At 72.7% G+C, this 25,102-nt stretch carries 36 protein-coding genes; 7 read left to right on the forward strand and 29 right to left on the reverse strand.

The features are described from left to right. Nucleotides 1-461: 461 nt before the first annotated feature. The 14 genes from ACIOHG_RS30680 to ACIOHG_RS30745 form a co-directional block, all read right to left on the reverse strand. The gene (locus tag ACIOHG_RS30680; RefSeq protein WP_400955444.1) at nucleotides 462-872 is read right to left on the reverse strand and encodes a hypothetical protein; all 411 of its coding nucleotides are present in this window, start codon (nucleotides 870-872) and stop codon (nucleotides 462-464) included. 159 nt (nucleotides 873-1,031) lie between these two features. Then, entirely contained in the window at nucleotides 1,032-1,523 is a 492-nt protein-coding gene (locus ACIOHG_RS30685) for an AAA family ATPase (protein WP_400955445.1), read from the reverse strand. A gap of 15 nt (nucleotides 1,524-1,538) precedes the next feature. After that, nucleotides 1,539-2,120 carry a Pycsar system effector family protein gene (locus ACIOHG_RS30690; RefSeq protein ID WP_400955447.1) on the reverse strand — a complete coding sequence of 194 codons (582 nt, stop codon included), beginning with the start codon at nucleotides 2,118-2,120 and terminating at the stop codon, nucleotides 1,539-1,541. A gap of 32 nt (nucleotides 2,121-2,152) precedes the next feature. Then, nucleotides 2,153-2,596: a hypothetical protein gene (locus ACIOHG_RS30695; protein ID WP_400955448.1), complete on the reverse strand. Its 444-nt coding sequence runs from the start codon at nucleotides 2,594-2,596 to the stop codon at nucleotides 2,153-2,155. Between the two features lie 17 nt (nucleotides 2,597-2,613). Further along, the gene (locus ACIOHG_RS30700; protein WP_400955449.1) at nucleotides 2,614-2,991 is read right to left on the reverse strand and encodes an ATPase; all 378 of its coding nucleotides are present in this window, start codon (nucleotides 2,989-2,991) and stop codon (nucleotides 2,614-2,616) included. Between the two features lie 292 nt (nucleotides 2,992-3,283). Further along, complete coding sequence (locus ACIOHG_RS30705; RefSeq protein ID WP_400955450.1) at nucleotides 3,284-3,958, reverse strand: hypothetical protein; 675 nt, start codon at nucleotides 3,956-3,958, stop codon at nucleotides 3,284-3,286. 76 nt (nucleotides 3,959-4,034) lie between these two features. Then, complete coding sequence (locus ACIOHG_RS30710; RefSeq protein WP_400955451.1) at nucleotides 4,035-4,817, reverse strand: hypothetical protein; 783 nt, start codon at nucleotides 4,815-4,817, stop codon at nucleotides 4,035-4,037. 109 nt (nucleotides 4,818-4,926) lie between these two features. Further along, a complete protein-coding gene (locus ACIOHG_RS30715; protein ID WP_400955453.1) occupies nucleotides 4,927-5,685 on the reverse strand; it encodes a DUF6919 domain-containing protein in 759 nt (252 codons plus the stop codon). A 4-nt stretch (nucleotides 5,686-5,689) separates the two neighbouring features. Next, entirely contained in the window at nucleotides 5,690-5,968 is a 279-nt protein-coding gene (locus ACIOHG_RS30720) for a hypothetical protein (RefSeq protein WP_400955455.1), read from the reverse strand. Between the two features lie 112 nt (nucleotides 5,969-6,080). Then, nucleotides 6,081-6,542 carry an NUDIX domain-containing protein gene (locus tag ACIOHG_RS30725; RefSeq protein ID WP_400955456.1) on the reverse strand — a complete coding sequence of 154 codons (462 nt, stop codon included), beginning with the start codon at nucleotides 6,540-6,542 and terminating at the stop codon, nucleotides 6,081-6,083. Nucleotides 6,543-6,623: 81 nt separating this feature from the next. Further along, complete coding sequence (locus ACIOHG_RS30730; protein WP_400955457.1) at nucleotides 6,624-6,818, reverse strand: hypothetical protein; 195 nt, start codon at nucleotides 6,816-6,818, stop codon at nucleotides 6,624-6,626. 29 nt (nucleotides 6,819-6,847) lie between these two features. Beyond that, a complete protein-coding gene (locus ACIOHG_RS30735; protein WP_400955459.1) occupies nucleotides 6,848-7,501 on the reverse strand; it encodes a hypothetical protein in 654 nt (217 codons plus the stop codon). A gap of 98 nt (nucleotides 7,502-7,599) precedes the next feature. Then, nucleotides 7,600-7,902 carry a hypothetical protein gene (locus tag ACIOHG_RS30740; protein WP_400955460.1) on the reverse strand — a complete coding sequence of 101 codons (303 nt, stop codon included), beginning with the start codon at nucleotides 7,900-7,902 and terminating at the stop codon, nucleotides 7,600-7,602. 129 nt (nucleotides 7,903-8,031) lie between these two features. After that, the gene (locus tag ACIOHG_RS30745; RefSeq protein WP_400955461.1) at nucleotides 8,032-8,358 is read right to left on the reverse strand and encodes a hypothetical protein; all 327 of its coding nucleotides are present in this window, start codon (nucleotides 8,356-8,358) and stop codon (nucleotides 8,032-8,034) included. 190 nt (nucleotides 8,359-8,548) lie between these two features. Here ACIOHG_RS30745 and ACIOHG_RS30750 point away from each other — a divergent pair, with 190 nt between their 5' ends. Next, the gene (locus tag ACIOHG_RS30750; RefSeq protein ID WP_400955463.1) at nucleotides 8,549-8,695 is read left to right on the forward strand and encodes a hypothetical protein; all 147 of its coding nucleotides are present in this window, start codon (nucleotides 8,549-8,551) and stop codon (nucleotides 8,693-8,695) included. Nucleotides 8,696-8,757: 62 nt separating this feature from the next. Here the strand turns inward: ACIOHG_RS30750 and ACIOHG_RS30755 are convergent, their stop codons facing one another. The 3 genes from ACIOHG_RS30755 to ACIOHG_RS30765 all read right to left on the reverse strand — a co-directional run bounded on the left by ACIOHG_RS30755 (nucleotide 8,758) and on the right by ACIOHG_RS30765 (nucleotide 13,019). Beyond that, complete coding sequence (locus tag ACIOHG_RS30755; protein ID WP_400955464.1) at nucleotides 8,758-10,878, reverse strand: chromosome segregation protein ParM; 2,121 nt, start codon at nucleotides 10,876-10,878, stop codon at nucleotides 8,758-8,760. A 96-nt stretch (nucleotides 10,879-10,974) separates the two neighbouring features. Then, the gene (locus tag ACIOHG_RS30760) at nucleotides 10,975-11,475 is read right to left on the reverse strand and encodes a conjugal transfer protein TraB (protein WP_400955465.1); all 501 of its coding nucleotides are present in this window, start codon (nucleotides 11,473-11,475) and stop codon (nucleotides 10,975-10,977) included. Between the two features lie 23 nt (nucleotides 11,476-11,498). Then, the gene (locus ACIOHG_RS30765; protein WP_400955466.1) at nucleotides 11,499-13,019 is read right to left on the reverse strand and encodes a hypothetical protein; all 1,521 of its coding nucleotides are present in this window, start codon (nucleotides 13,017-13,019) and stop codon (nucleotides 11,499-11,501) included. A 51-nt stretch (nucleotides 13,020-13,070) separates the two neighbouring features. Between ACIOHG_RS30765 and ACIOHG_RS30770 the strand changes: the two genes are divergently transcribed. Beyond that, on the forward strand, nucleotides 13,071-13,481 hold the full coding sequence (locus ACIOHG_RS30770; RefSeq protein WP_400955468.1) for a hypothetical protein: 411 nt from the start codon (nucleotides 13,071-13,073) through the stop codon (nucleotides 13,479-13,481). A 98-nt stretch (nucleotides 13,482-13,579) separates the two neighbouring features. Here the strand turns inward: ACIOHG_RS30770 and ACIOHG_RS30775 are convergent, their stop codons facing one another. The 12 genes from ACIOHG_RS30775 to ACIOHG_RS30830 all read right to left on the reverse strand — a co-directional run bounded on the left by ACIOHG_RS30775 (nucleotide 13,580) and on the right by ACIOHG_RS30830 (nucleotide 20,691). Next, nucleotides 13,580-13,888 carry a hypothetical protein gene (locus tag ACIOHG_RS30775; RefSeq protein WP_400955470.1) on the reverse strand — a complete coding sequence of 103 codons (309 nt, stop codon included), beginning with the start codon at nucleotides 13,886-13,888 and terminating at the stop codon, nucleotides 13,580-13,582. Next, nucleotides 13,885-14,358 carry a hypothetical protein gene (locus tag ACIOHG_RS30780; protein WP_400955472.1) on the reverse strand — a complete coding sequence of 158 codons (474 nt, stop codon included), beginning with the start codon at nucleotides 14,356-14,358 and terminating at the stop codon, nucleotides 13,885-13,887. Before ACIOHG_RS30780 ends, ACIOHG_RS30775 begins: the two co-directional genes overlap by 4 nt. A gap of 471 nt (nucleotides 14,359-14,829) precedes the next feature. Further along, a complete protein-coding gene (locus ACIOHG_RS30785; RefSeq protein WP_400955474.1) occupies nucleotides 14,830-14,985 on the reverse strand; it encodes a hypothetical protein in 156 nt (51 codons plus the stop codon). Between the two features lie 193 nt (nucleotides 14,986-15,178). Next, nucleotides 15,179-16,792, reverse strand: coding sequence for a hypothetical protein (locus tag ACIOHG_RS30790; protein ID WP_400955475.1), 1,614 nt, complete (start codon nucleotides 16,790-16,792; stop codon nucleotides 15,179-15,181). A 130-nt stretch (nucleotides 16,793-16,922) separates the two neighbouring features. Further along, nucleotides 16,923-17,537, reverse strand: a complete 615-nt coding sequence (locus tag ACIOHG_RS30795; RefSeq protein ID WP_400955477.1) for a hypothetical protein — start codon at nucleotides 17,535-17,537, stop codon at nucleotides 16,923-16,925. 25 nt (nucleotides 17,538-17,562) lie between these two features. Then, nucleotides 17,563-17,808: a hypothetical protein gene (locus tag ACIOHG_RS30800; RefSeq protein WP_400955478.1), complete on the reverse strand. Its 246-nt coding sequence runs from the start codon at nucleotides 17,806-17,808 to the stop codon at nucleotides 17,563-17,565. Further along, nucleotides 17,808-18,059, reverse strand: a complete 252-nt coding sequence (locus ACIOHG_RS30805) for a hypothetical protein (protein ID WP_400955479.1) — start codon at nucleotides 18,057-18,059, stop codon at nucleotides 17,808-17,810. The genes ACIOHG_RS30800 and ACIOHG_RS30805 overlap by 1 nt, the downstream gene beginning before the upstream one ends. 112 nt (nucleotides 18,060-18,171) lie before the next feature. Then, nucleotides 18,172-18,420 carry a WhiB family transcriptional regulator gene (locus ACIOHG_RS30810; protein ID WP_400955480.1) on the reverse strand — a complete coding sequence of 83 codons (249 nt, stop codon included), beginning with the start codon at nucleotides 18,418-18,420 and terminating at the stop codon, nucleotides 18,172-18,174. A 33-nt stretch (nucleotides 18,421-18,453) separates the two neighbouring features. Then, nucleotides 18,454-18,738 (reverse strand): hypothetical protein, encoded by a 285-nt coding sequence (locus ACIOHG_RS30815; protein WP_400955481.1) that lies wholly within the window; start codon nucleotides 18,736-18,738, stop codon nucleotides 18,454-18,456. Nucleotides 18,739-19,094: 356 nt separating this feature from the next. Next, entirely contained in the window at nucleotides 19,095-19,238 is a 144-nt protein-coding gene (locus ACIOHG_RS30820) for a hypothetical protein (protein ID WP_400955483.1), read from the reverse strand. Between the two features lie 5 nt (nucleotides 19,239-19,243). Beyond that, complete coding sequence (locus ACIOHG_RS30825) at nucleotides 19,244-19,657, reverse strand: hypothetical protein (protein ID WP_400955485.1); 414 nt, start codon at nucleotides 19,655-19,657, stop codon at nucleotides 19,244-19,246. Nucleotides 19,658-19,836: 179 nt separating this feature from the next. After that, entirely contained in the window at nucleotides 19,837-20,691 is an 855-nt protein-coding gene (locus ACIOHG_RS30830; RefSeq protein WP_400955486.1) for a hypothetical protein, read from the reverse strand. A 274-nt stretch (nucleotides 20,692-20,965) separates the two neighbouring features. Here ACIOHG_RS30830 and ACIOHG_RS30835 point away from each other — a divergent pair, with 274 nt between their 5' ends. From ACIOHG_RS30835 to ACIOHG_RS30855, 5 genes are all read left to right on the forward strand, one after another. Continuing rightward, on the forward strand, nucleotides 20,966-21,322 hold the full coding sequence (locus ACIOHG_RS30835; protein ID WP_400955488.1) for a GntR family transcriptional regulator: 357 nt from the start codon (nucleotides 20,966-20,968) through the stop codon (nucleotides 21,320-21,322). Nucleotides 21,323-21,460: 138 nt separating this feature from the next. Then, the gene (locus ACIOHG_RS30840; protein WP_400955489.1) at nucleotides 21,461-22,609 is read left to right on the forward strand and encodes an XRE family transcriptional regulator; all 1,149 of its coding nucleotides are present in this window, start codon (nucleotides 21,461-21,463) and stop codon (nucleotides 22,607-22,609) included. Nucleotides 22,610-22,611: 2 nt separating this feature from the next. Continuing rightward, complete coding sequence (locus tag ACIOHG_RS30845; protein WP_400955576.1) at nucleotides 22,612-23,184, forward strand: isochorismatase family cysteine hydrolase; 573 nt, start codon at nucleotides 22,612-22,614, stop codon at nucleotides 23,182-23,184. Further along, nucleotides 23,181-24,077 carry an FAD-dependent oxidoreductase gene (locus ACIOHG_RS30850; protein WP_400955490.1) on the forward strand — a complete coding sequence of 299 codons (897 nt, stop codon included), beginning with the start codon at nucleotides 23,181-23,183 and terminating at the stop codon, nucleotides 24,075-24,077. The genes ACIOHG_RS30845 and ACIOHG_RS30850 overlap by 4 nt, the downstream gene beginning before the upstream one ends. Nucleotides 24,078-24,760: 683 nt before the next feature. Continuing rightward, nucleotides 24,761-25,012, forward strand: a complete 252-nt coding sequence (locus ACIOHG_RS30855) for a hypothetical protein (RefSeq protein WP_400955492.1) — start codon at nucleotides 24,761-24,763, stop codon at nucleotides 25,010-25,012. Nucleotides 25,013-25,102: the final 90 nt, after the last annotated feature.

Below are 25,102 nucleotides of genomic sequence, written 5' to 3' on the forward strand. Positions count from 1 at the left end.
GCTATGCGCTTGAATGCCTTCAAAAGATATTCCCCCAAAATTTAGAACGCGGCAGACCCGAAGTCGGATATGAGAGCGAGCCCCGCGTCGGTCTCGTGCGAACCTACCAGGCGCGCCGACGGGCGAACTGCCGATCGGGAGAAGGGGGGAATATTTTGCTGACGCTTGACCCGGCTGATCGGGGTGACAGAACTCCCTAATGAGACTTGCGGGCGGCAGTGTCATATTTGGGACGGCGACCGTCGGTGTGACACGAATCGGCGGATAGCCGACACAATCGTGTTAGATGGCATCTCATTCGGGCAGGGGGGTGCAAATGAGGGCTGCCCGCAATGCTGCCGGAGGGCGACCCCGCAGTCCACGCCGTAAGCGGGGCGGCGGATTGCCTCGACACGCAGGCACGTGGCAGAGGTAGGCGTTCGGTGGTCCGGTGGGATCACTGACAGCTCCAGGCTTCAAGATCATCTCAATGTGGGTTTGCAGGCCCTTGGCCGGACCCCAAGCTGAACACACTGACTTGACAAGGAATAGGCGACCGGGATGTCGAGGCCTTCGGCGAAGAGGATCTCCCTGCGGGTCGATTCGCCGAGGTAGAACTCGGTGTCGGTGACGACCAGGACCTCGTCGGAGAAGCTGATCTTCGCCAGGTGCAGGGTGTCGAGGCGCTTCTTGAGGTCCTGCGCGGTGTCGGGGGAGCTCCACAGCGGGTGGGTGCGGCGCATGTCGACGGCGGGGGCGAGGACCATCCGCCCGGCGACGGTTTCCTGGAGGGCGGCCTCGGCGATCTCCTGCCAGAAACGGGTGCTGCCGCAGATCGTGACGGTCAGGGGGAGCAGGTCTCCGGGGTCGGGGGTGTAGGTGGCGGTGTCCATCAGGGATTCCTTCCGTGGTGGGGTGCGGTGGGCAGGAGATGAGGAGCAGTCGGTGACGGGGCAGGGCCCCGGCAAAGCGCACGGCCCCTGCCCGGAAGCGGTGGCGGGAGCAAGGAAGTGTCGGCCCGCCCCGGGGACGGGCGGGCCGGTTGCTCGGTGTCAGGCGGTGCGGTAGTGGCGGATCTCGTCGAAGCCTTCGGCTTCGAGCAGGGGCCGGGCGTCGCGGGCGAGGCGGTGGGCGGCGCGCAGGAAGTCCTCGGGCACGCGCTGCTCGGCCGGGCGGACGCAGTTGCGCAGCGCCAGCTGATCGTAGGGGGCGTCGACGGTGACGGCGACGGTCGGGCGCGCGAACTGGCGGGCCAGCCAAAGCAGTTGCTCGCGGTGCCCGGGAGTCAGGGAGCAGTTGTCGACGTACGTCGTCTCGCCGCGGCGCAGCCGCATGGTGAGGATCTGCTGCTGCAGCAGGAGGGCGTCGGCGGTCGCCGTCTGGTCGCCGGGGCGGCTGGCGGCGGCGCGCAGCAGGTCGAGCGAGACGACCTGGTGCGCGGGGACCTCCCGCAGCAGCGTGGTCTTGCCGGCGGCCGGGGGGCCGATCATCACAACGAGCGAGCCTTCGTCCACGGGGGTGAGGGTCGGGTGCGCGGTGGGCAACGGGGTCCTCCGGGGTCAGTGGGTGGCGAGGGCGAGCAGGGCGGCAGCGGTGATCGCGGCGACGGTGGCGATGTCGAGGCCGACCGACCAGGCCAGCAGTTGGTACTTGCGTTCGGCGAGGCGGGAGAGACGGTTGACGGTGTGGAGCCGGTCCTCCTCGGCGAGGGCGCGCAGGAGGTCGTCGGGGCCAGTGCAACGGGCCCAGCGCAGGAATCCGCCGCCGGGGCGGTCGCCGTCGGTCGCCCAGGTGGAGCAGGGCGGTTCCGGCGCGGGGCGCAGGCGCGGCATCACGGCGAGCAGGGCCAGGACCGCCGCGGCGGCGAGGGTGAGCACCCCGGCGGCGACGGGGACCAGGGCGGTGCGGGGGATCGCGCCGAGCGCGGCGGCCGCGACGCCGGTTGCGGCGATCCCGGCGTCCAGCGCCAGCAGCAGGCCGGCCTTGGTGTCGGTGCGCCCGACCTCGACCAGGGTCGTGGCGTGGGCGCGTTCCAGGTCCCGGTCGGCTTCCGGGGCGAGGAGCAGGGGCGTGGTAGGGCGGGCGGGTTCGGTGATTCCTGCAGCGTCCGGTGTTTCGGCCGGAGCGGTGGCGGTGTCCATCAGCGAGTCCTTCGCGGTGCGGTGACGGATGTTCAGCGGTCGGCGACGGGCTTGTCGAGGCCCCGGTGGTTGGAGTCGGGGCTGCTGGTCGGTTCGCCGTTCCCCTCGGTGGCCGGCACGCGGCGGCGCGGTAAGGCGGTCGCGCGGTGGCCGGTCGGCGCAGCGCGGCTGAAGGGGTCGGCGGCCACCGCGAGCAGTGCCTGGTGGTTGGCGGCCTCCTGCTCGGCGACCTGGTGGGCGAGCGCGAGGGCGACTTCACGGGTGTAGCGGAAGGCGACGGCGCGGCCGATGTCCCAGACGGGCCGCCAGCCCTCGGTCTCGGTCCAGGCCCGCAGGCCGACCTGCGCGCCGTCGGTCACCGCCCAGCGGCCGCCGGGCTTGTCGCGGCGCACGACGATCTCGCCGTGCCCGTCGGCCGGCCGCCGTGCTGCCCGCCACCGCGCACTGACCGGGCGGGGCGGGGCGGTGGGCAGCACGGGCGCCGGGATACGGGTCAGCGGTCGACGACGGGTTTGTCGATGTCGCGGTGGTGGATGTGAGCGTGGTGGCCGAGCGCGTCGAGGCGGCGGGCGAGCTCGTCGGCGACGTACCCGGCGCGGTGCCTGCCGCCGGCACAGCCGACCGCGACGGCCAGCCGGTGCTCGGTGCCGGGGCCGGCGGCGTAGGCCTGGGCGGCGGCGACGGCGGCGTCCAGGAGCTGCGGGATGCCGGGGGTGGCGGCGACCTGGTCGCGGACGGTGCGGTGGCGGGCGGTCAGGTGGCGAACGGCCGGGTCGTGGTGGGGGTCACGGAACGGGCGGAGGTCGAAGGTGAGGTGGGCGGTCGGAGCAGGGCCGTGGAGGTGGCCGAAGGAGGTGATGTCGACGCGCACGATCGGGACGTCCTCTCGGTCGGAAGGGGTGGGAAGCGCTGCGCCCTCCCGGCCCAGGTGGGTGGGGAGGGCACAGCGCGGGCAGCAGCCGGACCCGGCCGGGCACGGATGCGGGATCAGGACGGTTGACGGTTCTCGGGGTTGATGCGGCGTCCGCCGGGGTCGATCACCAGGTGCTGCGCCTTCACCACCACGGCTTCCACGTGGGGTTCGTAGACGGGCGCTCTGGACGGCGGAGGGGAAAGGGGGCGGCGGCGGGTACCACCACGCTCGGCATCGTGGCGGGCAGTGCTCAGCCCTGGCCGGGCCATCGGTGGGTGTGCGCGATCGGGGGCCGGGCCGCGCAGGGGGCGGGCGTGACGGCGAGGTGCAGCATGATCCGGGGGCCGAGCGGCAGACGCAGGCCGCGCAGGGCGGGCAGGGAGGCGAGCGCCAGGCCGGCGGCGGCAACGGCGGTGGCGACCGTCCGGCCGCCCTCGGGGCTGGCCTGCCACACGACCGTCAAGGTGGCGGCGGCCCAGGCGGTCCAGGCCAGGCGCGCGGCGGCGGTGGTCGAGGCGAAGGCCAGCAGCGCGGCTGCGGCCCCGGTGGCCTGCCACAGCAGGTAGGCGTCGGCGGCGGTGATCGGCAGGCCCTGGGTGTGCTGGTCCAGGTAGTGGTGCATCGGGCGGGTGACGGTGGCGATCAGCGCGGCCAGGTGGGGGTTGGTCCCGGCGGCCGCCAGCAGCCGCTGTGCGAGGTCGTACAGCACGGTGCCGGCACCGGCGGCCGCGGCGGCGGCCAGTAACGCTCCCAGCACGCGGACCCATCCGGCTCCGGCCCGCAGGCCGTGTTCGAGCACGTGGACCAGGTCGTCGTGGCGCCGGGTGAGGAAGCCGCCGGGGGCGGTGAGTCGGCGCCAGCGCCGCCCGGCGGCGGCTGCCAGCGTGCGGCCGGGCGGGTGGGTGGGACCGGTGGAGGTGGGCATATTCTTCTCCTTGCTGGAGGGTCGACGTAGCGGCTCGGGCCGGAGGCGGCCCGAGCCTGGGAGGCCTGACGGCCGGTCAGCGGTCCCCGGGACGGCCCGGGTGCTCGGGGCACGGCCCCCAGACGCCGGGCCTGGGCGGGTCGGCCGGGTGGACGTGCGGTCGCCCGGAGAGGTTGCACACCGTGGCCGGGTCCTCGTCGCAGTGCTCGACGCAGGTGCAGTCCTCGGTGGCACTGCTGCACTGCGCCCGCGTCCAGCGGCGGGAATTCAGCGGGACGCCGCCGACCAGGCCGTCGGCGGGGGTGCGGTCCTCGCCCCACACCGCGTGCAGCAGGGGCACTCCCCCGCTCCAGCGGCCGAAGTGCTGCCAGGTGAAGCCCAGGGGGTTATAGGCCGCTTCCTCTTCGAGGTAGGCGATGCGCAGGTCGAAGTCCTGGCCGGTGGCGGGGTCGGTCCAGGAGGTGCGGCCGACCTCGGTCTCCGGGACAGGCGCTCCCCCCTCGTCGACCCGCCTCTCCAGCCACGGCACCTCGCACCGGAAGTCCGGGCCGGTGCCCTCGCCGGTGCCGCGGTGGCGGACGTGGACGGCGCGGTGGCGCAGCGGCGGGCGGCCGCGCAGGTGGGCGCTCGTCAGCTGGGCGGGGCCGCTGCGGATAGGCAGGACGGTCGGGTCCGCAGCGGTGGCGCGGCCACCGGGGTTGGCGACGCGGCCGAAGAGTTTCGCGTACACGCGGCCGTCGGCGTCCGGGGCGTACTCGGTGACGCCCCAGGACGTCAGGACAAGCACCTCGCCGCCGCCGAAGGTCAAGATGCCCTCCTGCGCGCCGGCGGCGCAGGGGGTGGTTGCGGGCTGTTCCATCGTTTTCTCCTCGATGGGGGAAGGCCGCCGCCGCGGGGGCGCTCGGGTGCACCGCCCCCCGCGGCGGCGGAGAAGGCCGGCCGACCGGGCGGGCGCCCGGCGGCAAGGTTCAGGAGCGGTCGGGCAGCGTGGCCGCCCCGAGGGACCGGTACGGCGCGCAGGCGCTGCAGAGGTCCTCCGTCAGCGGGTTGCTCGCCCGACTGCACCCGCCGGGGCAGGGGTCGTCCTCGGTGCAGTAGCAGCGGGCGCAGCGGACGGTGTCCGGGGCGGCGAAGGCCTCGGCGAGGGCTGCCAGCAGCGGGCGGGTGGGGCCGAACTCTGGGTGGGAGAGGGTGATCTGCCAGGCTTGCTCCACCTCGGCGACGGCTGTCGGCCGGGTGCCCTTCCAGGCGAAGCGGATGTCCTCGGGCGCCATCGGGCGGCCGAAGACGGTGAACGGCCGGCCGCGGACGGTGGTGACGACGACGCCGCCGTGCTGCTGCGCGGGCGCGGCGGGGGCGTGCTCGACGTGGAGCAGGCCGTGCCGGTGGGCCGCCTGCCGGAGGGCTTCGCGGACGTCCGGGGTGCGGGCGAAGCCCTCGACCGCGGCGCGCTGGGCGGCGCTCTCGCCCCGGCGGGAGGCGGCGTGCTGGCCGGGTTGGCTGGCGGCGGTGAGGAACCCGGCCCGGTTGGCCCGGGCCAGGACCCTCACCAGGCCGGGAGTCCGGGTGGTCTCCTCGTCGGGGCCCCAGTTGGGCACCACGGCGGGGTGGGAGGGGATCGTGCCCTCCAGCCACTGGGCGGTGAGCTCGCCCAGGCCGCCCAGATCGGTGGCGGCGCGCCAGCGGGCCCGGTCGGCCCGGCTCATGAACAGGTGCTGCTTGAACACGGGTTCAGGCCGCGGTCGGTGCGCGGTGCGGGGCGAGGCAGCCGCCGCAGTGCTGCGGCTGCGGGGTGCCGCAGTCGGCCGGGTCCGGCGCCTGCAGGTGCGGGCTGCAGAAGTAGCGGCCGCAGCCGTGCGCGTCGTCACGGGGGATCTCGGTGACGGTGCCGCACTGGTAGGCGGGGCTGCGGTCGATCTCCTCGCCGCAGTGGTCCTCCTCGCAGGTCACGGTGCCGGCGTCGGGGCAGGCAGCGTCGAAGGCGGGGCCGGGGACGGTCAAGGTGGCCATGGTGTTCTTCCTCTTGGTGGCGGGTGTCGGCCGGACGGCCGCGCCACGCACCACGGCGCCCCGCCCACTGCACCTGGTGGGCGAGGCGAGCGGGGCGCCGTGGTGGGCAGCGTCAGCGTCCGGAGGCGATCCGGCGGGCGTCGGCGAGGATCTGCGCGTGGTCGAAGGCGAGGCGTTCGGGGAGGGCGTCGATCGGGGTCCAGTGGACGGCGGCGGCGTCGTCCCCGGCACGGGCGAAGGTGCCGGCGGGGACGCGGGCGAGGTAGGCGGTGCCGATGTAGCGGCCGCGCGGGTCGCGGTCGGGCTCGTCGTAGAGGCCGACGAAGACGAGGTCATCGGGGTTGACGAGGATGCCGGTCTCCTCCAGGGCCTCGCGGGCGGCGGCCCGGCGCGAGGTCTCGCCGACGTTGACGTGGCCGCCGGGCAGGGCGAGCAGCCCCTGGTAGGCGGGGTGGCCGCGCTCGATCAGCAGGACGCGGCCGTCGCTGTCCAGGATCACCGTGTCCGCGGTGTAGCGGATCGTCGCGGCGCTGTCCCGGACGGTGCCGGTCGTGCTGGTGGTGGTGTCGGTCAAGGTGTTCCTCCGGAAGGCGGTCGGTGGGCGGGTACGGGCTGCGGGGCGGGAGCGGTTTCGGGGTCGAGGCAGGTCGGCCGGTCAGCAGGCGGGTTCGATGAGCGCCAGGTCGTCGGGGTGGATCTGGGGGAGGCTGCTGAACGCCTCCGCGAACCAGCCGATGAGGCCCTTCACTTCGACCATGCCGTTGTCGGTGCGGGTGATGCCGACGGTGCCGGTCGCTCCCTCGTACGGGCCGTCCAGGACCTCGACGCTGTCTCCGGGCTGGAAGAACATCTCGTCTCCTTCGGTGGGGTGACGGCGGGTCAGCCGTTGTTGGTGATGGAACCGCGCCACCCGGCGGACTGCTTGCCGATGTTGGTGGTGCGAACGTTGTGCTGGGGCCGGTAGGTGAGCGCGAAGACCGCTCCGGTGGCGGTGGAGTTGTCGCCGCTCGCGGTCGCCGTGCCGCCGTCCGGTGCGGCGGTGACGGCGCGCAGGCGGCCGAGGAGGAGGACCAGGCCGCCGACGATGACGCCGCCGGTGACGGCGGTGAGCATGAGGATCTTGCCGATCTGGTCGGCGTACGGCGCGACGCTGCCGACGCCCTCGCCGATCATCCACGTCGCCGCGCCGGCGGTCAGCAGCGCGCCGCAGCCGTACTGCACGCACTGGCGCACCGCGCGGGGCAGGCCCGGGTCGTCGGCCGGCGTGTCGGGCTCGGCGGCCGGGGGCGTCCGGGCGGAGGCGGCGACGGCCGCCAGCGCGGCCGCGATCGGGTCGTAGACGGGTACCGGCCGGACGTCGCCGTCCACGATCGCGGGCACGAACCGGGTGCTGTCGGCGCTTCCGGGGTGCAGGGGGACGGCGACGAGCCGGCCGTCGACGAACATCGGGGTGAAGCCGTCCTCGACCAGGGTGACCTGCTGGTGGTCCGGGGTGGCGGAGGCGGCGGACCGGGTGGGCTGCGGGGTGTTCATGGCGGGATTCCTCTCGTGAAGGGAGCGGGACGAAGGAGGGCGTGCTCCGGCCCCGGCCGCACGGGCCAGGGGCGGCGGGCGGGGCGGCCGGGCCCCGGTCAGGGCGATCCGTTGGGCGCCGCACTCCGGGGCGTGAGCCCGGCCTGGACGTGGTTGCGGCCCGCGGGGGTGATGCGCACGGGCGAGTCGTTGAAGTCGCCGACGTCGGCCAGGTGGGCGGCGGCGAGGCGGCGGAAGTCGGTGCTGTCCGCGGTGAAGCCTTCTTCGCCGTCGCCCGCGTGCCAGCGGCCGTCGGGCAGCTGGTCGAAGCGGATACCGTCGCCCCGGTCGTGCGCGGCGAGGAAGGCCAGCAGGCCGTGGGGGCCGGGACCGTAGTGGCCGGCGGTCGGGTGTGCGGGCACGGGCGGTGGTCTCCCATCCGGTGCGGGGTGCGGGCCGGGCGGCCGCGCAGCCCGCCAGAGTGCTGCGCCGCCGGACCGGCCTGGCCCGGCTGCGGCGCAGCACTCTGGCGGGAAGCGTGGCCGCCCGGATCACTCCAGGGACGTGCCCGTCTCGAAGGCCCGCAGCAGCCGTGCCGCCGTGCCTTCCTCGAAGGACCGGGTCTCGGCCCAGAGCCGGCCGCCGTACTCGGAGGGCGCGTACTCCAGCATCATCTCGCAGCCCTCCCCCTCGTCCAGGAAGTCCTCGTGGACCTGGCCGTCGTCGAACACGAGGAGCAGCTCGCCGAGCTGCTGCGGCGTCAGGTTCCGCACGTCGCGGTGGTCGGAGCCGTCCTCGGTGACGATCGTGAGGGTGACTTCGGTGAGGTCCGCGTCCGAAGCGGTGTCGGTGGTGCTCTTGTCGGTGGCGGTCGCCACGGCGTGCTCCGTTCTCGGCCCCGCAGGACCGGATGGGTGCGGGTGGGTGGGCGGGTGAAGGCTGGGTCTGCTGTGCTCGGCGGGTCGGCGGCACCGGATCGTCGGAAAGGCCGCCGGCCGCCGTGCGCGGCATGATGCCGGTGGTACGGGGCGCGCCGGGGCGGACCCGTCGTCGCCGGAAGGGGTTGGCGTGGCGCACCTGCACTTCGAGTGCTGGGACTGCGGAGCGGATTGCGCGGTGGAGGGCGAGGGCCACGACTGCTGCGAGAGCGTCGATGTGCCGGTCGAGTGGGAGTGCTGGAACTGCGGGGCGGTGAACATCACCCCGGAGGACTGAGTCCTCCGGGGCGGGCGGCCGGGCACGGGCATGTCGGTGCGCCCGTGCCCGGCCGGTGGAGGTCACTTCTTGCGGAGTGCGGCGATCGCCGCCAGGGCGTCCTGGGGGTTGTCGATGCTGCTGGCGCTGGGCATCTCGGGTGCCGTGGCCTTCCGGTCGGCCTTGCGCCGGGGGGCGGGGATGTTCCGATCCTCGTCGTCCTCGTCAACGGGTTCCGGGCCGAACTCCCCGGGGCGGGGCGGCAGGGTCCAGTCGAACCACAGGTCCCGTGCCTCCAGTTCGCGGATCTCGTGGTCGGTCAGGCCGACGACGGTGTTCGGGAACAGGTGGTCAATGGGCTCGTTGAAGTCGATGAACAGGGCGCGCATCGCCTCCGGCTTGCGGTTGGGGACGATCCAGCCGACACCGCCGGTGTTGGAGTCGGAGGGCGGTTCGGCCTCCCCGTTCATGATCCGCTCGATGCGGCCGCCCTTCTCCGGGGAGAAGGAGCGCGGCAGCGGCTCGGGGATGTCGTCCGGCGCGATGTTGAGCGTCTTGAACATCTCGCCGATCTTCTTCGGCGCGACCTTGAGCACGATCGGCACGCCGTTCTCGCGGATGTTCTCCAACAACAACTGCGAGAAGCCGTCCTGGACGTAGATGCTCTGTCCGGCCACGTGCAGGCCGATGGCCTGCTTGCGGGCCTTGACCGACACGATCTCCGCGAGTTCCTGGATGTCGGGGCCGTAGTCGCCGTTCAGGGCGGCGGACAGGAACTCGTCCAGGAACGCCGCGACCTGGCTGTAGGGGCAGCCGGGCTTGCCGAAGGCCCAGTCGTGGACCTTGCCGTCGGCCCACAGCATGGTGCCGCGGATATCGATCAGCGCCTCCAGCACGCGCAGCAGCCGCACCATGTACAGGGCGCCGACACCGTAGCGGTAGCAGTGCCTTCCCAGGGCTGCGGTCTTCTCGTCCGGCGCCTCGGTGCACAGGAACAGCGCGGCACCGACGTTGGCGTGGGCGACGATGGCCTCGGCCATCAGCTGGGTCTTGCCGGCGCCCGACGGCGCCGTGTACAGGCCGTGGGCCGCGCCCCGGTCGGTGCACACCCGGTTGCGCGCGGGCTGGCCGTTGGCCAGGAACCCGGCCGTCCACCAGCCGTCGCTGTCCGGGGTGAGCAGTTCCCGGGTGGCGGGGTAGATCTTGGCGAGCGGGGAGACGTCCCACACGGCGACCAGGACGCGGTCGACGTCCAGGGTGACGAAGACCCGCCCTTCCTCGTAGGTGGTGCGCATCGCGCGGCACAGTGCCGGCAGGTCCATGCGGGGCTCGCCGATGCCGTCGGGCAGCTGCGCGGTCCAGTAGGTGACGCCCTTCTCCTGGTTGCGGATGCGGTCGATGAAGCGGGAGCCGGGGATGGCGCTGTCGCCGATCTTGTCGTCCCACCACTCCGCGGTGGTCGGCCGCTTGTGGCGCCGCTCGCGCTCGTCTGGGACGACCTGCACTTCCAGCCACCCGGGCCCGCTCTGCCGTCCGGCCGTGCTGGCCACCGGCATGAAGACGATGTTGTTCTTGCCGCTCGCGGCGTGCACGACGTCGATGCCGAGGGCCGCGGCGACGTCTTCCTCGGAGAGCCGGCTGATGGGGCGGCCGGGCTCGTTGCTGCGCAGCAGCAGGGTCAGGTCGTGGTCCTTGCCCTCGTGCGGAATCGCCTTGGCGACGTGGGTGTCGCCCGGGTTCTTGGCCCGGGCCCACAGCTGCCGCATCCCGGCCGTGAACGGGTCGGCCGTCTCGGCGGGCTGCGCCGCGGGCGCTGCGGCCGGGGCGGCGGGCAGTTGCCGGGGCGCGGCTGCGGCCGCCAGCTGGATGCGGTGGCGGCGCGAGGTGCCCGACAGGGGCTTGAGCGCGAAGTTCAGGAGCAGCCAGGCCCCGGCCAGTGCCGCGTCCCAGTGCCAGCCGGCCAGGTGGTAGTTCGCGAAGTCGACGGCGGCGAACTCCAGGAGCGGCGAGAGCCGCACCAGCCAGCGGCCCTCGTTGTCGGGCCTGCCCAGGACGACGCCGAGCCCGGCTGCCACGCCGACGCCGGCGGCGACGGTGGCGCCCAGGGCGACGGGGTGGTCCGGGGGGAGGCTGGCGGCCGCGCCGAGGATGGGCGCGGCCGCCACGTACACGGTGCGTTCCAGCGTGGTGGCGACGGGCGCCATGGCGGGTCTTCCTTTCGTGGGAACAGACGGCGGGCGGGCCCGGCGCCGGTGCGCCGGGCCCGCCCGGACGGGGCGGGACACCCCCTGGCGGTGCGGTCAGCCCCCGCCGAAGAAGCCGGGCTTCGGCGTCTTGGCGCGGCGGCCCTTGCGGACGAAGTGCAGCGGGCCGTACAGCCGGCGGTGCCGGTTCTTGAGGGCCTCCGCGTCGCTCTCGACGAGCTCTGCGGCGCGGAGCATCTTGCGGACGGCCTTCGCCGACTCGTTCAGGGCGTCGGCGACCTGCAGGAGCAGCGCGACGTAGGCGTCGTCGACGTGCGCGTCCGCGCTGACCTCGGCCAGTTTGGACGCGGCGACGGCGTTGCGCCTGGACCGCTTGTCCAGTCCCTCCAGGTTGCCGGTGGCCTGGTGCATCGCCCCCACCAGGAGCTTCAGCTTGTACTGGACGGCCTCGTAGTGGTGGTCGCCCCTGGTGCGGCACCACACCACCCCGGGGCCCGAGACCCGGTCGATCTCCACGCCTCTCCTCGGGGCCGGAGCGGGGGCCGGGTTCGGTGCTTCGGGCACGGGGGCGGGGAGGTTGTCGGGCTGCTCGGTCATGGACCGGTACTCCTTTCGGTGTTCTAGGCGTGGTGGACCGCTGCGGACGCCTGGTCGAGGCCTCCGTCGGCCATCGCGGCCTTGTCCTTCTCGTACTCCTTGGCGATCACGGCGGCGGCGATGTGCGCCGTCTTCGCGGCCTTCTCGCACGCTTCGGTCAGCCGGTTCGCCTCGCGGGCGGTCACGACCACCAGGTCTCTCAGGGCGCCGATCAGGTTGACCAGCTTCTTGGTGAGGTTGTGGTCGTTGAGCAGCTCGTCGCACATCGCCGCCAGTGACTGCGCCAGTGCGTTGAGCTGCGCGGCGGACGCCTGGGAGAGCTCGTGGTCCTTCAGCGCGTCGACGGTGACGTTGGCCAGGGCCACCAGGATCTCGTCCAGGGTGATGTCGGTGGCGTGCTGGCGGGCGAAGCCGCGCCTGCCGGCCGAACCGCCCCGCACCCGGGCGGCGGGCTGGTAGGTGCCCGGGCGCTCGGTGTGCGGTTCGGGCGCCGGCGGCAGCGCGTCGGGGCCCTTGGCCGGCAGCGCGTCGACCACAATCTCCGCGTCCGGGATGTCCTCCTCGCGCACGGCCGAGGCCCCTGCCGGCGCCATGTCGACGGGCTCGGTGAACAGCAGCTCCGGCTCCGGATCCGCGTCCTTGCCGCTGTGGGCGGACGCGTCGGGGTCGTACAGGCCCGCGAGGAACTCCGCGAACCTGTCACCGGGTTTGAAGGCCCCGAAGCCGGCGTCGGGCTTCTCCGTGTCCGGCTTCTCCGTGCCGGGCTTCTCCTCCGGGGCCCCGGAGGTGTCCGCCGAATCGGCCGGCTTCGCCGTCGCCTCCTCCGCCGCGCCGGCCGCGGCGTCCCCGTCTCCGGACCCGCCGCGCTTGAGCTTCGACTTCACGGTCGTGAAGAGGCGTCCTGCCAGGCCCGGCTCCCCGGCGCGCGCCTCGGCGTCCCTGCGGCGCCGCTCCCGCTCGGCGTTGCGCTCGTGGCGCTTGTCGTCCCAGAGGGTCTGCTTGTTGTTCCGGTCGCGGTCCCGGTCCTTGGTGCGGTCCGCCAGGTCGGCGGCCTGCCTGTCCGCCAAGCGCTGTTCGCGGAGCCGGGTGCGCTCCGCCTTGGCGCTGTCGGCGCCCTTGGAGCCGACGCCGTCCCCCTTGCTCAACAGGCCCCGGCCGCCCGCGGACCCGCTCCCGGAGCCGCTGGTGCTGCCGCCGCTGTGACGGCCCGTCGGCCCGGGCCCGCCGGGCCGCTGCGAGCCGCCCGGCGTCCCGCCGGGGGGCTGGCGGTGACCGCCCGGACGCTGCTCGCGGTCCTGGCCGCGGCGCTGGTGCCCGGTGTTCGGACGCGCCGGGTCGTGGCGGCCGCCCGGCCCTCCGGGGCTGCGGTTGTTCAACGCGCCGGAGTTGCGGTTGTTAGACGCGCCGGGGCTGCGGTCGGAGCTCTTGTGGAGCCCCTTGCCGGCCTCCCCGCCACCGCCGCCCGCGCCCCGGCCGTGCGCCGCGACCCGGGCCGCACGGGCATCGACCTCGGCCTTCCGCAGCGCGTTGACCTGCTCCAGCATTCCCATTTCCCGGGCGGTCGCCGCATTCAGGCGCGCCACCTTGTCGGCAACATGCGCCTCCCGGAACGGAGCCTGCTCGTCCCTCTCCTCGCGGGCCCTGTCGACCACATACTGGAGCCAGTCAGAAATTACCTCGGCAAGGGACCGCCGCTCATATTCCTGGCCATAATCCTCGCCATATTCTTCATATTCTACTTCCCCTTCCATGGCGTTTTCCGAAAGCGCGACGGGAGGGGCTTGAGGAGAAATGGATTCGGCCCGGAGGAACGCTTCGGCAGGCAGCGGCCGAGGAACTTCCGGAATTTCCGGGATGTCATTGCTGCGGGGCTCGGGAATGTCCGAGTAGCGGGGAATCCGCCGCTGCGGGGGCCCGGACTGCGCCCCTGGCGGAGGAAAGGTGAACACCCTCCCCTCCATGTCGTCGTCGCCGGCCAACTTGCTCCCTTCCAAGAGGTGACGTAGGGTGGGGCCTCGCGCCCGCGAGCGAGCGGGCCCGCGGGCCCGCGATACGCGCGCGAGACCCCACCCCGCGGTTCTGCGGTGCTTGTGGTGACGTTGAGTCACTCGGGGGGATACATCTCGCAGACCTGCTCGGCGTAGGCGACCACCTGGTCCCAGATGCGGCGGTCGCCAGCGGCCCGCCGCTGGAGTGCGGAGAGAACCATTCGGCAGATCGCCACCCAGCCGCTCCAGATATCCGGATTCCCCGCCCGCGCATCCTTCACGAGCCGGGCCTTGAGGATTTGGAGCCAGGAATCGGCGGAACCCTTGTCCTCGCCGCGGCTCCTGATCGCACTCTCCTCGATCTTCCGGAAATGCGCCCGCCGATTGTGGGCGGTGCGCTCCTCTCCGGTCAGGGGCCGATTCAAGAGGCCCTCCTGTCGCGGAGGTCGAAGAGCGACGCGGGCTCATCGTAGCGCTTTTCCTCGGAAGTGGATGCCTGGCCCGGCATCTGATTCACCGGAATCTGCTTCCGATTGCGCTTGTTGGCCTTGCCCAGCGCCTTCTGCTCGCGGATTCCGGGAAGCGCGGCGACCTTGTCCTCGAACGCCTGGCGGCGGTAGGCGCTCACCTCCGCGGCCCGGCCGGCGCTGCGCAGCGCGACGAGCAGCTGGTGGATCTGCCGCTCCGTCGCCCGGGCCCGCAGGCGGGCGTCGTAGAACCGGTCGCCCTTCACGTGGGTGCCGCGTAGGACGATCTGCTGCTCCTGGGCGAGGACCTCGATGGTGTTGCCCAGCTCCAGCAGCGTGCTCTGGATGTTGGCGAGGTAGCCGGCGAAGGCCTGCGGGCTCTGCGCGACGCGCCTGAGCGCTTCACGGCTCTCGGCGGTGTTGGTCATGGTGGTTCCTCCAGGGGTCCACGGGGGGGCGGTCCGGCGGGGCCGTGACCTGGACTTTTCAGTGGGACCCGGGCTTCGGCCGAATGTCCGGGTCGCAAGGTGGTGCTCGGCGCCGCGACGCCTTTGTCCGCCACCGGGACGGGGACGCCCCGGTGGCCGGCGAAGAAGCCGGGTTCCGGCCCTGCAAGGGCCTTGGAAGGCACTGAACGAGCCCCGCCCTCTTCGGCCTTGGGCCGGGAGCGGCAAGCCCGCCCACGGGCCCTGTGCGGGCGTTCTGGGAGGCATCCGGAGGCCGTGCGGGGCAGGCCGAACGGAGGTCGGCGCAGTGGGGCCGGGGCATCGATCAACTCCCTGCCCCGGGCCGGTGGCACTGCTCCCCGACCAAGGCCAGGGCCATGATCCGCTCGGCCCGGTACTGGTTGACGCCCAGGACTTTCTTGCTCTGAGTTGGGAAAACGCCGGGCTGAGGGGTCAGCGGCGGCGGATGACACGGGGGTGGCACCACCAGCACTCGGGGCCGTGGTCTCTGGTGGTGCGGGCGTGGGCGAGGAACAGGGGCGTCACGGCGGCCGCGACGACCAGCAGCGCGATCAGCACGAGGCCGGTCGCGTACGCGATCGGGTTCACCGGGTTCTCCTTGCATTCGGGCAGGCCAAGACGCTGACCTGCGGTGATGGGCGGGTTCGGATGGGTTGAACCGGGCCCCGGGCGATGCCGGGGCCCGCTGCTGTGGTGCTCGGCGCTTCGGCGCCTTCGGCGGTCACCAGTCACCAGGGGGCGGGTCCCCGCTCTGGTGGCCACCGGGGAGGCCGCGCTCCCGTCAGACCGCCTCGGTGGCCCGGTCGTCGTCCTTGGTCTCCTCGGAAACCGGCATCTCGTCCTCGAAGGCGGAGACGATGACCGCGTTCTCGAACTCGGTGTCGTTCGCGAGGCGCTTCCTCGCGGACCTGATGCGGTCCCCGACCCACGTCTCGCCCTTGCCGTAGCGCTCGCCGATCGCTTGCTGGTCGATCTCCGAGCCCTCCAGAATCAGCCGCGCAACTTCCCGCTCGGCCTGCTCGCGAAGCTGCGAGCGGACTTCGCGAGGAACCGTGCCGCCGCTGTTCGAGGCGATTTCCGAGACGGAACGCGAGGTGGCCGTCCGGGAAGTGCGAGCGGTCTGCGAGGCCAGTCGCTGCTGGCGCGCGGCGGCCCGCTCCTGCGCCTTGCGGTGCTTGTCCGCGGCTTCTGCGGCCTCCTTCGCCCGGCGCTCCCGCTCGGCCTCCTGTTGCTGCCTGACCTGCTCATTCGCCATCAGAATCCGCGCCTGCGCATCGGCCTCGGCCTTGATCCGCAGCGCCTCGCTCTCGGCTTCCGAGCGCTGGCGGGCCTCCTCGTTCTCCCTCGCGATCCGAAGCTTCTCCGCCTCGATTTCCTGCTCGCGGCGCAGCCGGGCGTCCTCGTTTTCGCGCTCGATCCGCAGCCGCTCGGCCTCGCGCTTCGCCTTCGCGTTCTCCAGTTCGCGTTGCTCGCGGAGGCGCTCGATTTCTGCCTCGCGTTCCTCGCGGAGGCGGCGGTCCTCGCGTGCGGCTCTCGCGTTTTCCAGCTCGCGCTGCTCGCGGAGCCGCTCGGTTTCCGTCTGCGAGGCGATGCGGGCGACCTCGGCGGCCTGGCGCATCCGCTCGTTCTCCAACTGCTGCTCGTGCTCGCGTTCCTCGCGGAGGCGGCGGTCCTCGCGTTCGGCCTTCTCGGTTTCGCGCCGTTCGGCCTCGGCCCGCTCGGCTGCCTCGCGGCTGCGGCGCTCGCGTTCGCTCTTCTCGGCGTGCTGCTGGTCCTCGAATGCCTGGATGATCCGGCGCAGCTCGGCGAGGCGCTTGGCGAGGTACGTGCGGTAGCCGGAGGAGGCCTCGGCCATCGTGATCAGGAGGAACGGGGCGACGGAGTGGAGCAGCAGGCCGCCGGCGTCGGGGTACTCGGGGATCAGGGTGAAGCGGCCGCCGGGGTAGAGGCTGGTCCAGGAGTTCATGAGCCAGGTGCTGATGCCGGCGAACCACCTGAGCAGGAACGGCCAGGTGCCGGCGCGCTCGCCGCCCTGTTCGGCCAGGACGCCGTCGACGTACAGGACGGTGATCAGGGCGAGGGAGGCCATCGGGTCGAGCATCCAGGCGATCCAGCCGGGGATGTCGTGGCTCATCGCGAACAGGGTCACGTTGGCGCAGGTGAAGACGAGGGCGCCGCCGCCGATCGACATCAGCGAGTTGGTGATCATCTTCCCCAGGCGGGTGAGGCGGTCCACGGCGGTGCGGGCCGCGTCGTACTCCTGGCGCGTGATGGTGTGCACGGCGGTGGTGCGGGGTGCGGTGCGGGCGCCGGTGGTGTTCGCGCGGGCCGGGGCGGGGACGGTGGTGGCCGGCACGGGCGGCGCCGCCGGCGACGGCATGTCGGTGATCGTCACGAAGGCCTCCCTGAAGGGGCTCGTAGGGGGCCCGGACGGGCAGGGCGGCCGCGGCGCGGTGGTGGGCGCGGGGCGGCCGCCCGTCGTCGGGCGAGGAAAGGTGGGCGGCCGTGCCCGGAGCAGGACGCGGTCAGAGGGGTGCGGGAACAGCCGACGGGTCCAAGACGGCGGAGGCGCCGGGTGCGGGCGAAACGGCGGGGGCGACGGGGACGGCCCGGCAGTCGGCGGCGTGCCGGTCGGCGTTGGTGCGCGCGCTGCTCAGCTGCCGCTCCCGCTTGAGGTAGTCCGGCTGCGCCTCGGTGCAGCCCAGGCAGCGCCAGGCGTACTCCGCGTACTGCTCGTCGATGTCGTCGCGCGAGGTGCGCACCACCGCGACCACCGAGCCGCCGGCGGTGCGGTAGAGCATCACGGTGTTCTCCGGCAGCGCGGGCACGGTCGGCTCCTCGACTGCGGGGCGCTCGCGCAGGATGGCGATGGTGCGCTCGCGGTCCTGGACGGAGGCCCAGTAGATCCGCCAGTCCTCGGCCCGGGCGGCCATGGAGGCCTGCAGCTGGGCCTCGGCGGTGCGCAGCCGCAGCGCCAGGTCGCCGATCTCGGCGCAGGCCCGGGCCAGCTCGGCGTCCATGCGGGCCAGGTCCTGCACCCGGGCGCTGTCCTGCTGGCGCAGGGCGGCGAGGTCGGCCTCGGCCTTCTCGGCGCGCTCGCGCAGGGCGTCGAGGCAGGCGGTGCTGATGATGGTGAACATGCCGATGGTCTCCTCAGGGGCGGGGTCAGGGGTGGTGGAGCCAGGCGAGGCGGTCCGGGGCGCCGTCGGCGGCGAGGACCAGGCGGACGTAGGCGGCGATCTCGCGGCCTCTGGCGTCGAGGCCGCGCCGGGTCAGTGCGGCGGCCAGGGTGCCGGTGCGGAACACGGCGGCGGCCTCCCGGTCGCCGATGGCGATCCGGTCGGCGACGGCGCGGGTGAAGCGGCAGTGGCCGCTGAACTCGGTGAAGGTCTCGCGCAGGAATCGGCGCATCAGAGCCGGTTGGGCTGGAGGTCGAAGAAGAGGACGGCGGCGCCGGCCAGCTGCGGGTCCGCGGCGACCGCGTTGGCGAGCAGCTGGGTGTACACGTCGTGGCGGGTCAGGCCCGGCGGCACATTGCAGGTGCCGCTGCTGGTGGCGACCCCGGAGCCGCCGCCGGGGATCGGCCGCTGCAGCGTCAGGATGTAGTGGTGGGTGCCCTGGGCCTGGGCGGCGGGGTTCTGTTCGGTGGTGGTCTGGGACATCGGGTCCTCCTCGATCGGGGGTGGCGGGCGGTGCGTCGGGCACCGACGAACACCGCCGCACCCGCCCCGGCGGTCCGGGGCGGGTGCGGCGGCGAACGACAGCAACCGGCGGTCAGGCGGTGCGGGCGCGGTCGCGGGCGCGGCGCTTCATCGCGCGGCGCTCGTCCTCGCTCATGCCGCCCCAGACGCCGGTGTCCTGGGCGGTCTCGAGGGCCCACTGCAGGCACTGCTCCATGACGGGGCAGCGACGGCACACGGCCTTGGCTCCCTCGATCTGCAGCAGGGCGGGGCCGGTGTTCCCGATCGGGAAGAACAGCTCCGGGTCCTCTTCGCGGCATACCGCGCGGTGGCGCCAGTCCATGACGGCCTCCTTCTTCTCTCTGTGGCTGGGTGATCAGGCGATGTGCTGGGGGGAGCGGGCGGTGAGGGCGAGTTGGAACAGCGTGTCGACGAACTCGGGGTTGGCGGCCTCGTCGAGGGTGTGGCGCTGTTCGAGTTCGGCGCCCGACAGCTGCCTGTCCGGCTTCTGGAGCAGGGACTCGGCCCACGGGCGCAGCGCCTGGGCGTCCTGCTCGTCGAGCCACCGGAGGTACCCCGCCTGGTCGGCGTCCTCGTAGTCGCGGTTCATCTGCTGAATCTCGGCCTCGTCGGCGCGGTACTTCTTGACGTCGAACGGCACAGCGGGCTCCTTCGGGCTGGTGGCGGGCTACTTGGAGGGCTGCGGGGCGGGGGCCGGCGGGGGAGGGGTGGGCAGGGGCTGCGGCTGCGACGGCACGTCGTAGCCGCCGTTGAACTGGTGGTCGGGCACGATCGGCTTCTCCTTCTCAGCTCTGCTGCTGTCCGGCGCGGGCGGCCTCGGCCCGGGCCGTCGCCTCCCGCGCCCGGCGCAGGAACTCCTCCTGCTGCCGGCGCTGGGCCTCTTCGGGAGTCACCGGCCACCGCCCGGGGCGGGCGCGGGCGGAGCCGGCGGGGCCGGCGGGACGGGGGTGCCGCCGCCGATGAAGGAGCGGCAGACGGCGAAGTCGGCGGGGCGGTTCATCGGGTGCCTCCCTGCTGCGCGGCCTGCTGCTGGCGGAACTGCTCGGCCTGCTGGCGGGCGGCCTCGGCGGCGGCCGCGGCCTGCCGGATCTCCTCCATGCGGCGGGCGAACTCCTGCTCGCCCAGGTGCTGGTGGGTCATCGCGATCACCCGGCCAGCGGGAGCGTGCGCAGCGAGGCGACGGCGGCGGCGACCGTGGTCGGCAGCGGCCGGCGGGTGCGGATCGCGGTGAGCGGGACGGTGTCGGAGGTGTCGTCCAGGTCGATGACGACTTCGCGCAGCGCGTGGCTGGCCGCGACGGCACGGGCGCGGACGGCGCGGACCTGGCCGAGCAGCAGGGCGAGCAGGCCGTCCAGGCCGCGGCGGCCCTCGGGGTAGAGGCCCCGGGCGACGTCCTGCCAGACCCGCTCGACCAGCTGCTCGGCCAGGTCGCCGTCGGCGGCGGGGTCGAGCTCGGTGAGCTGCTCGTCGGCGTAGGTACGGAGTTCGCCGGCGTGCCGGTCGTACAGGGCGTCGAGGTCCTGGGCGGACCGACGGTCACGGTGCATGATGGTGCCCACGGTCGATGTCCTCTCGTCTTCTACGGGGTGGGTGGTGCGACCGGTGAGGCCCCGGGGGCGCAATCCCCGGGGCCTCTCGCTGTGCTGGCTGGTCGTACGAGCAGCCACGGCCCCGGCCGACCACCGCAGTGTGCGGGGCCGGCCGGGGCCGTGGTCGATCGTGCGGAGGTGACGCGGGATCAGGCGCTCTGCCTGCGCAGCGGGCTGGAGCGGCGGATCGCGGCCTCGGTGCGGGCCTCGGCCCGCGCCCGGGCCTGCTCCCGGGTGTCGCGCTCCTCGACCCGGAGGTCCGGGCCGTACAGGCGGGTCCGGCTGTCGGCGGGCAGGGCGTAGGACAGGCTCCGGCGGACCATGTCGGTGGTCTCGGCCACGGGGTAGCGCTCGGCCCACTCGGCGGTCCGGCGCCGCAACTGCCGCTTGGCCTGGTCGCGTTCGGCGGCCCGCTGCTCCTGCTCGGCGCGGGCCGCGGCCGCGCGGCGCTTCGGCTCCCGGTACAGCGCGACACGCAGTTCGCCCTCCAGCCGCAGGCCGTCGGTGCAGCGCTTGGCCGGGTCGATGCAGGCCGCGCAGCGGCGGCGGTGCGTCTCGAAGGTGCTGCGGGCGGAGTCGGCGGTCGGCACGGCCGGGGCGAGCTGGTGGAGTGCCGGCGGGAGCGGGGCCTTCACCTTCTTGAGCACGGTGGTCGGTCGGCGGGAGGCGGTTTCCTTCGCGGCATCGGCGAGGCGCTCCTGCCACTGGGCGATGGTCAGGTCCAGCAGGACCCGGCGGTTGGAGCCGGGGCAGCGGCGGGCGCCCGGGGTGCCGGCGCGCTCGGTGTGGTGCGGGGCTTGCTTCCACTCCTGGCTGCCCTTGTCGGTGGTCAGCGGGCACCAGGTCTCGCAGTCCGGGCAGCGCAGGTGTTCGCCGCCGGGGAGCAGCTCGTAGTTGTTGGGGAGCAGGGTGGAGAGGGTGAGCGCCGGGCGGTGGGAGACGTTCGTCGTGCGGGTTCGGCGCTTGCGCTTCTGGGCGACGGGAGTCGTGGTCGGAGGGGTCATCTCGGGCTCCTCTGGCTGGGGAAGTCGGGGGTGGCGTCGCGGTGCTCTCTCCTTCTGCCAGGGAGCCGTTCGAGGCGGCACGTCCTGGAGGAAGGACAACGCATCGGCGATGCGTGCGCAGGTACGTCGGGCGGTTTGGTGGTGCTACCGGCCCTGACCTGCTGTGCCCTTGGGTCTCCCCGTCGGGCTTTACCAACTTACATATGCAAGCTAGCCTGTGTCAAGTAAGCTACTAAAGCGAGATAGCTAAGGAGGTGGACCTACGATGAGGCTCATGACTCGACCGACACAGCCGACCGGGCCCACGCAGCCCTACATGCGCGTCGTCCTCGCCATCCAGGAGCGGATCACCTCAACCCGGTTGGCGGTCGACGAGAAACTGCCCAGCACCCGCGAGCTCTCGGAGGAGTTCGGTGTCGCGACCGGCACCGTTCAGCGCGCCCTCGGCGAGCTCAAGGCGAAGGGCTGGATCTACTCGCACCAGGGACTCGGCTCCTACGTGCGCGGCGTCCCCGAAGACCGGGCTGGCGAGACGACTGCGGCCGACACCCTGTCCCGCCTCTCGGCACTCGAACATCGGGTCCTCGCCCTCGAGGACGAACTGCGCGAACTGCGCGGTGATTCTGCATAGCCAGCTCCTCTTGGCGGCACCGGACGGCGCCCCAATCGAGCATGTCAAGTACCTGCGGGCCTGAAGATGACCTGCTGTGCGATCGGCGTACGAGCGCTGTATGAGTTCACGGTGACCGGTAGGGGAGGGGGTGCGACTGTGGTCAGCATCGAACGGTGGACCGGCCAGGAGGCAGGGCTGCTCCAGGAGGTGCTGCGGCTGTCGATCCGTCAGTTCGCCCAGCAGCTCGGGGTGAACCCGGCCACCGTGCAGAACTGGAAGAAGGGGGGAGCGGGCCTCATGGTCAGCTACGAGCTGCAGCAGGTCCTCGATGCCCAGGTGCAGCTGCTGCCGGAAGCCGTCCGGCTCACCTTCCTGGAGCGGTGCTCCGCCGCCTCCATACCGTCGGCCTCGCAGCAGCCTGCTTCCGCAGGTTCTGGATTCGCGGTGAATTCGCACCAGTTCGTCCCGGTCCGACTCGAGCTGGAGCACACCGAGCTCTATCGCGCCGGTGAGCCCTACGGCTCCGGCCCGGGAAATCTCGCCCAGCGCACACTCGTGGTTCCCGGCGGAGACGGGCACCACCACTGCCGGCTGCACGTCTACGAGTTCGGTGTCGCGGTACTCCACATCCAGCAGCGGATGGAGTTCGACTCGATCACGGACCTGGCGGTATGGCGCTACCCGTCCTACGAGCACAACCGGGCCTGGGCCCGGACGGCTGTGTCGGATCTGGTCTCGGACGTCGTCGGGCGCAGCATCGCGGCGGTGCCCCAGTACACCCTGTCTGTCTACGAGCTGATACGGCACGGATGGGGCGCGGAGAACCTCGTGACCGCCCTTCACCTGCTGGCAACGCCCGGCGTCTTGGTGGATCGGACGGTCGAGACGGCTCCTGTTTCGCTCGGGACGGAGCCCCTTCGGTTCGGGGAGCGTTGGACACACTCGGACGCGATCGAGTTCACCGGCGCCACCTCGCGCGGGGTCGCGGGCTGGTCAGGGGTCTCCTACTGGCAGGATCCGGGAGAGACGGCGCTGTCCATCGACGACATCGTGGCCATGGAGCTCGACACCCAGGCACTGTGGTCGCTCTCTTCGGAGCTGCTCCACCGGGTCGAGGAGGGCGCCGACCCCCAGATGCCCGAGCAGTTCGGATGGAGGTGGCTTCGCGGAGCGGCGTCGCGTCTGACCTCTGCCCGACCCACGGAGTCCGCGGCACACCGGGCGATGCGGGCAGCTGTCCTCGGAACCAGCGACCTCCCCGAGCGTCTGCGGGACGCGTGGTCGGCTCTCAAGGAGGCGTCGTGAACATGCTGCCTGTTCCCCCGCTGCAGTCGACCGTGCTGGTGGTCGTCGACGTTCAGGCCGGATTCCTGCGAGAGTCCAGCCAACACGTGGTCGCCCCTATCGCCGAGTTGCTCGACGCCTGGCAGCGCGCGGGCGGAGCCTCGGTGATCGCCACCTTCGAGAACCCACCGGGCTCCCAGTACGAGACGATCACCGGCTGGCTCAGGCTCCGCAGCGCCGAGGAACAGGCCCTCGCCCCCGAACTGGTCCCGCTCGCCGCCCGGGCAGACCTGCGGGTGTCGAAGTCCACCTCCAGCATCCTGAAGGTGTCCGGCGTACTCGACACCTTCCGCGCGCGGGGATGGCAGCACGCGCTGGTCTGCGGAATCGACACCGACAGCTGCGTCTACGACAGCGCGATCGACCTGTTCCAGTACTCCATCACCCCATGGCTGCTGACCGACGCCTGTGCCTCCTCGGGCGGCGAGAAATTCCACGCCGCCGCGCTGCTCCTGGCCAAGCGCAACCTCGCCCCGCGACTGCTCATCACCACCGGGGACGTCCACCGCACGCTCACCGAGGGAGAGCTCCAGTGACCGACCGGACCGCACTCGACGCCTGGCTGCTGATCGTGGGCGCCGGACCGGCCGGCTGCAACGCCGCCGCAGCAGCAGCCGGAGTCAAGCGCGACTCGCTGCTGATCGACCCGGCCGCGCTGGCCGGAGGCAACCTGCCCCGCATCACCCACCTCGACAACCTCCCGGGGTTCGGCACGGGCGAGGCCTACGCGCAGGCGCTGCGTAGCCACTTGGCGGGGCTCGACGGCTTCTGCTCGTACGTTCAGGCCGAAGCGGAGCAGATCGCGGCCGACGACCACTGCGTACGCGTCACGCTCGGGGACGGCACCACACTCACCGGCGCCGTGCTGGTCGCAGCCACCGGCGTACGGGCCGCCCGGACCGCCGAGGTCCCCTGGGTGACCAGCGACGCCGACTTCCCCCAGCTGGCCAGCTCCGCTCCGGACGAGCTCGGCCAGCACGTGGTCGTGGTCGGCGGCGATCGCCCGCTGGGTACGTGGCTGCGCACCCATCCTGAAGCTGTCCAAAAACTGACGGTTTGTCACACCGCCGCAGAGGCGTACAAGGTTGAGGAAGTCCAGGGCGACCCTCGGGTCCGGCTCGTGAGCGTGGAGTCCGTCGGCGTCGCCGGCCGCGGCCCGTTCGCGGTCACCGTCGCCCGTTCCGACGGCGGCCGGGAAGCCCTGGCTGCCGATTCGGTGGTGACGAACGCCGGCAACCTGCCTGTTCCGCTCCCGGGCCTGACGACAGGGCCGGACGGATTCTGTCCGCCCGATCGCCAGCACCCGCGGATCATGACGGCGGGCGACATGAGCGGGCGGCTCGCACAGCGCGTCTCGGTCGCCAGCGGGGCCGGCGCACGGGCCGCGCTGGAGCTGTACTCCCGGTTCGGGCAGCAGGTAGTGCGATGAACGGTCAAGCACGACACTCGGGCGCCCGCTGTGCATGTGTGTGGCGCGTGGGGGGTGCCGTGGGTTTAGGATCGGGTGCAGACCGTGACCAAAGGCTGTTTGGCAGGGGGTGGAAGCCCTGCCGCTGTCGAGGGGTGACGGCAAAAAAGTTAGCGGCCCCGTGGCATCCGCGGCGGGGTGGAAAGTCCCGCCGGACTCGGTTGCCCGGGGCCGGTGAGCCAGGAGCTGTGTGAGAGCGGCTCGACTGGCTCAGTTGCGACACCTGTCTTTAACGAGAGGAGGTGTGCGCTGTGATTCAGCGTACCCGTTGGGAGGCCCGTAGGCGCAACAGCGCCCGGCCGATGTCGCGCGGCATGCTGCCGCGCCCGGCTGCTTCGGGCCCGTACGAGTCTCAGTTTTCCCTGCTCGTCGGCGAGTTCCGCCGTGTGGGGGTCACCCGTTCGTGTATCGCCCGCATCAAGGGCTTGATCCGTTCGGGTTCCGCCGTGCTCCGCGTTGTCAGGAGCTCGGTGTCGGTGTCGGCCCTCTCGCGCGGCCGGCTGCGCGCGGGGGTGGTCATGACCTAGGCCGCTCTGGGCGGCGCCCATGATCCGCTCGTCCTCCTCCCAGGGAGGCCTTGCGGTGACGCCGCCCCGGGAGTTCCACCGGTTCCCGCCGGTGTAGCCCCAAGGGTCCCTCAGTGAGTGACCGCCGTGCCCTTCCCGGGGCCCGGCCTGTCGACTCGCTACTCCATTCGGTTCTCCCAGAACCGCCACCGGTCCAGTGAGGCGCTGTCGCGTTTTCACTGCACAGGAAGCACGGTCATCATGCAGCACGCCGCTGCCGTTTTCCACTCCGGCATGCCCGCGTGCCGGGAAACCCGCCCGTTTTCGGCCGTCCTGGCCGGCCGGCCGGCCTTCGTCGTGTCGCTGCGCGCCCTGGGGGATGGCCGGTGAACGCGACCGCCATCGCGGCGGCCCCCCGGCCCGCCCCCCGGCCCGCCCCAGGGCTCCGCCCCGGGCCGGCGCGCGGCCGCGGGTGGCTTC

The organism is Kitasatospora sp. NPDC088134 (assembly GCF_044741705.1).
Classification (GTDB): Bacteria; Actinomycetota; Actinomycetes; order Streptomycetales; family Streptomycetaceae; genus Kitasatospora.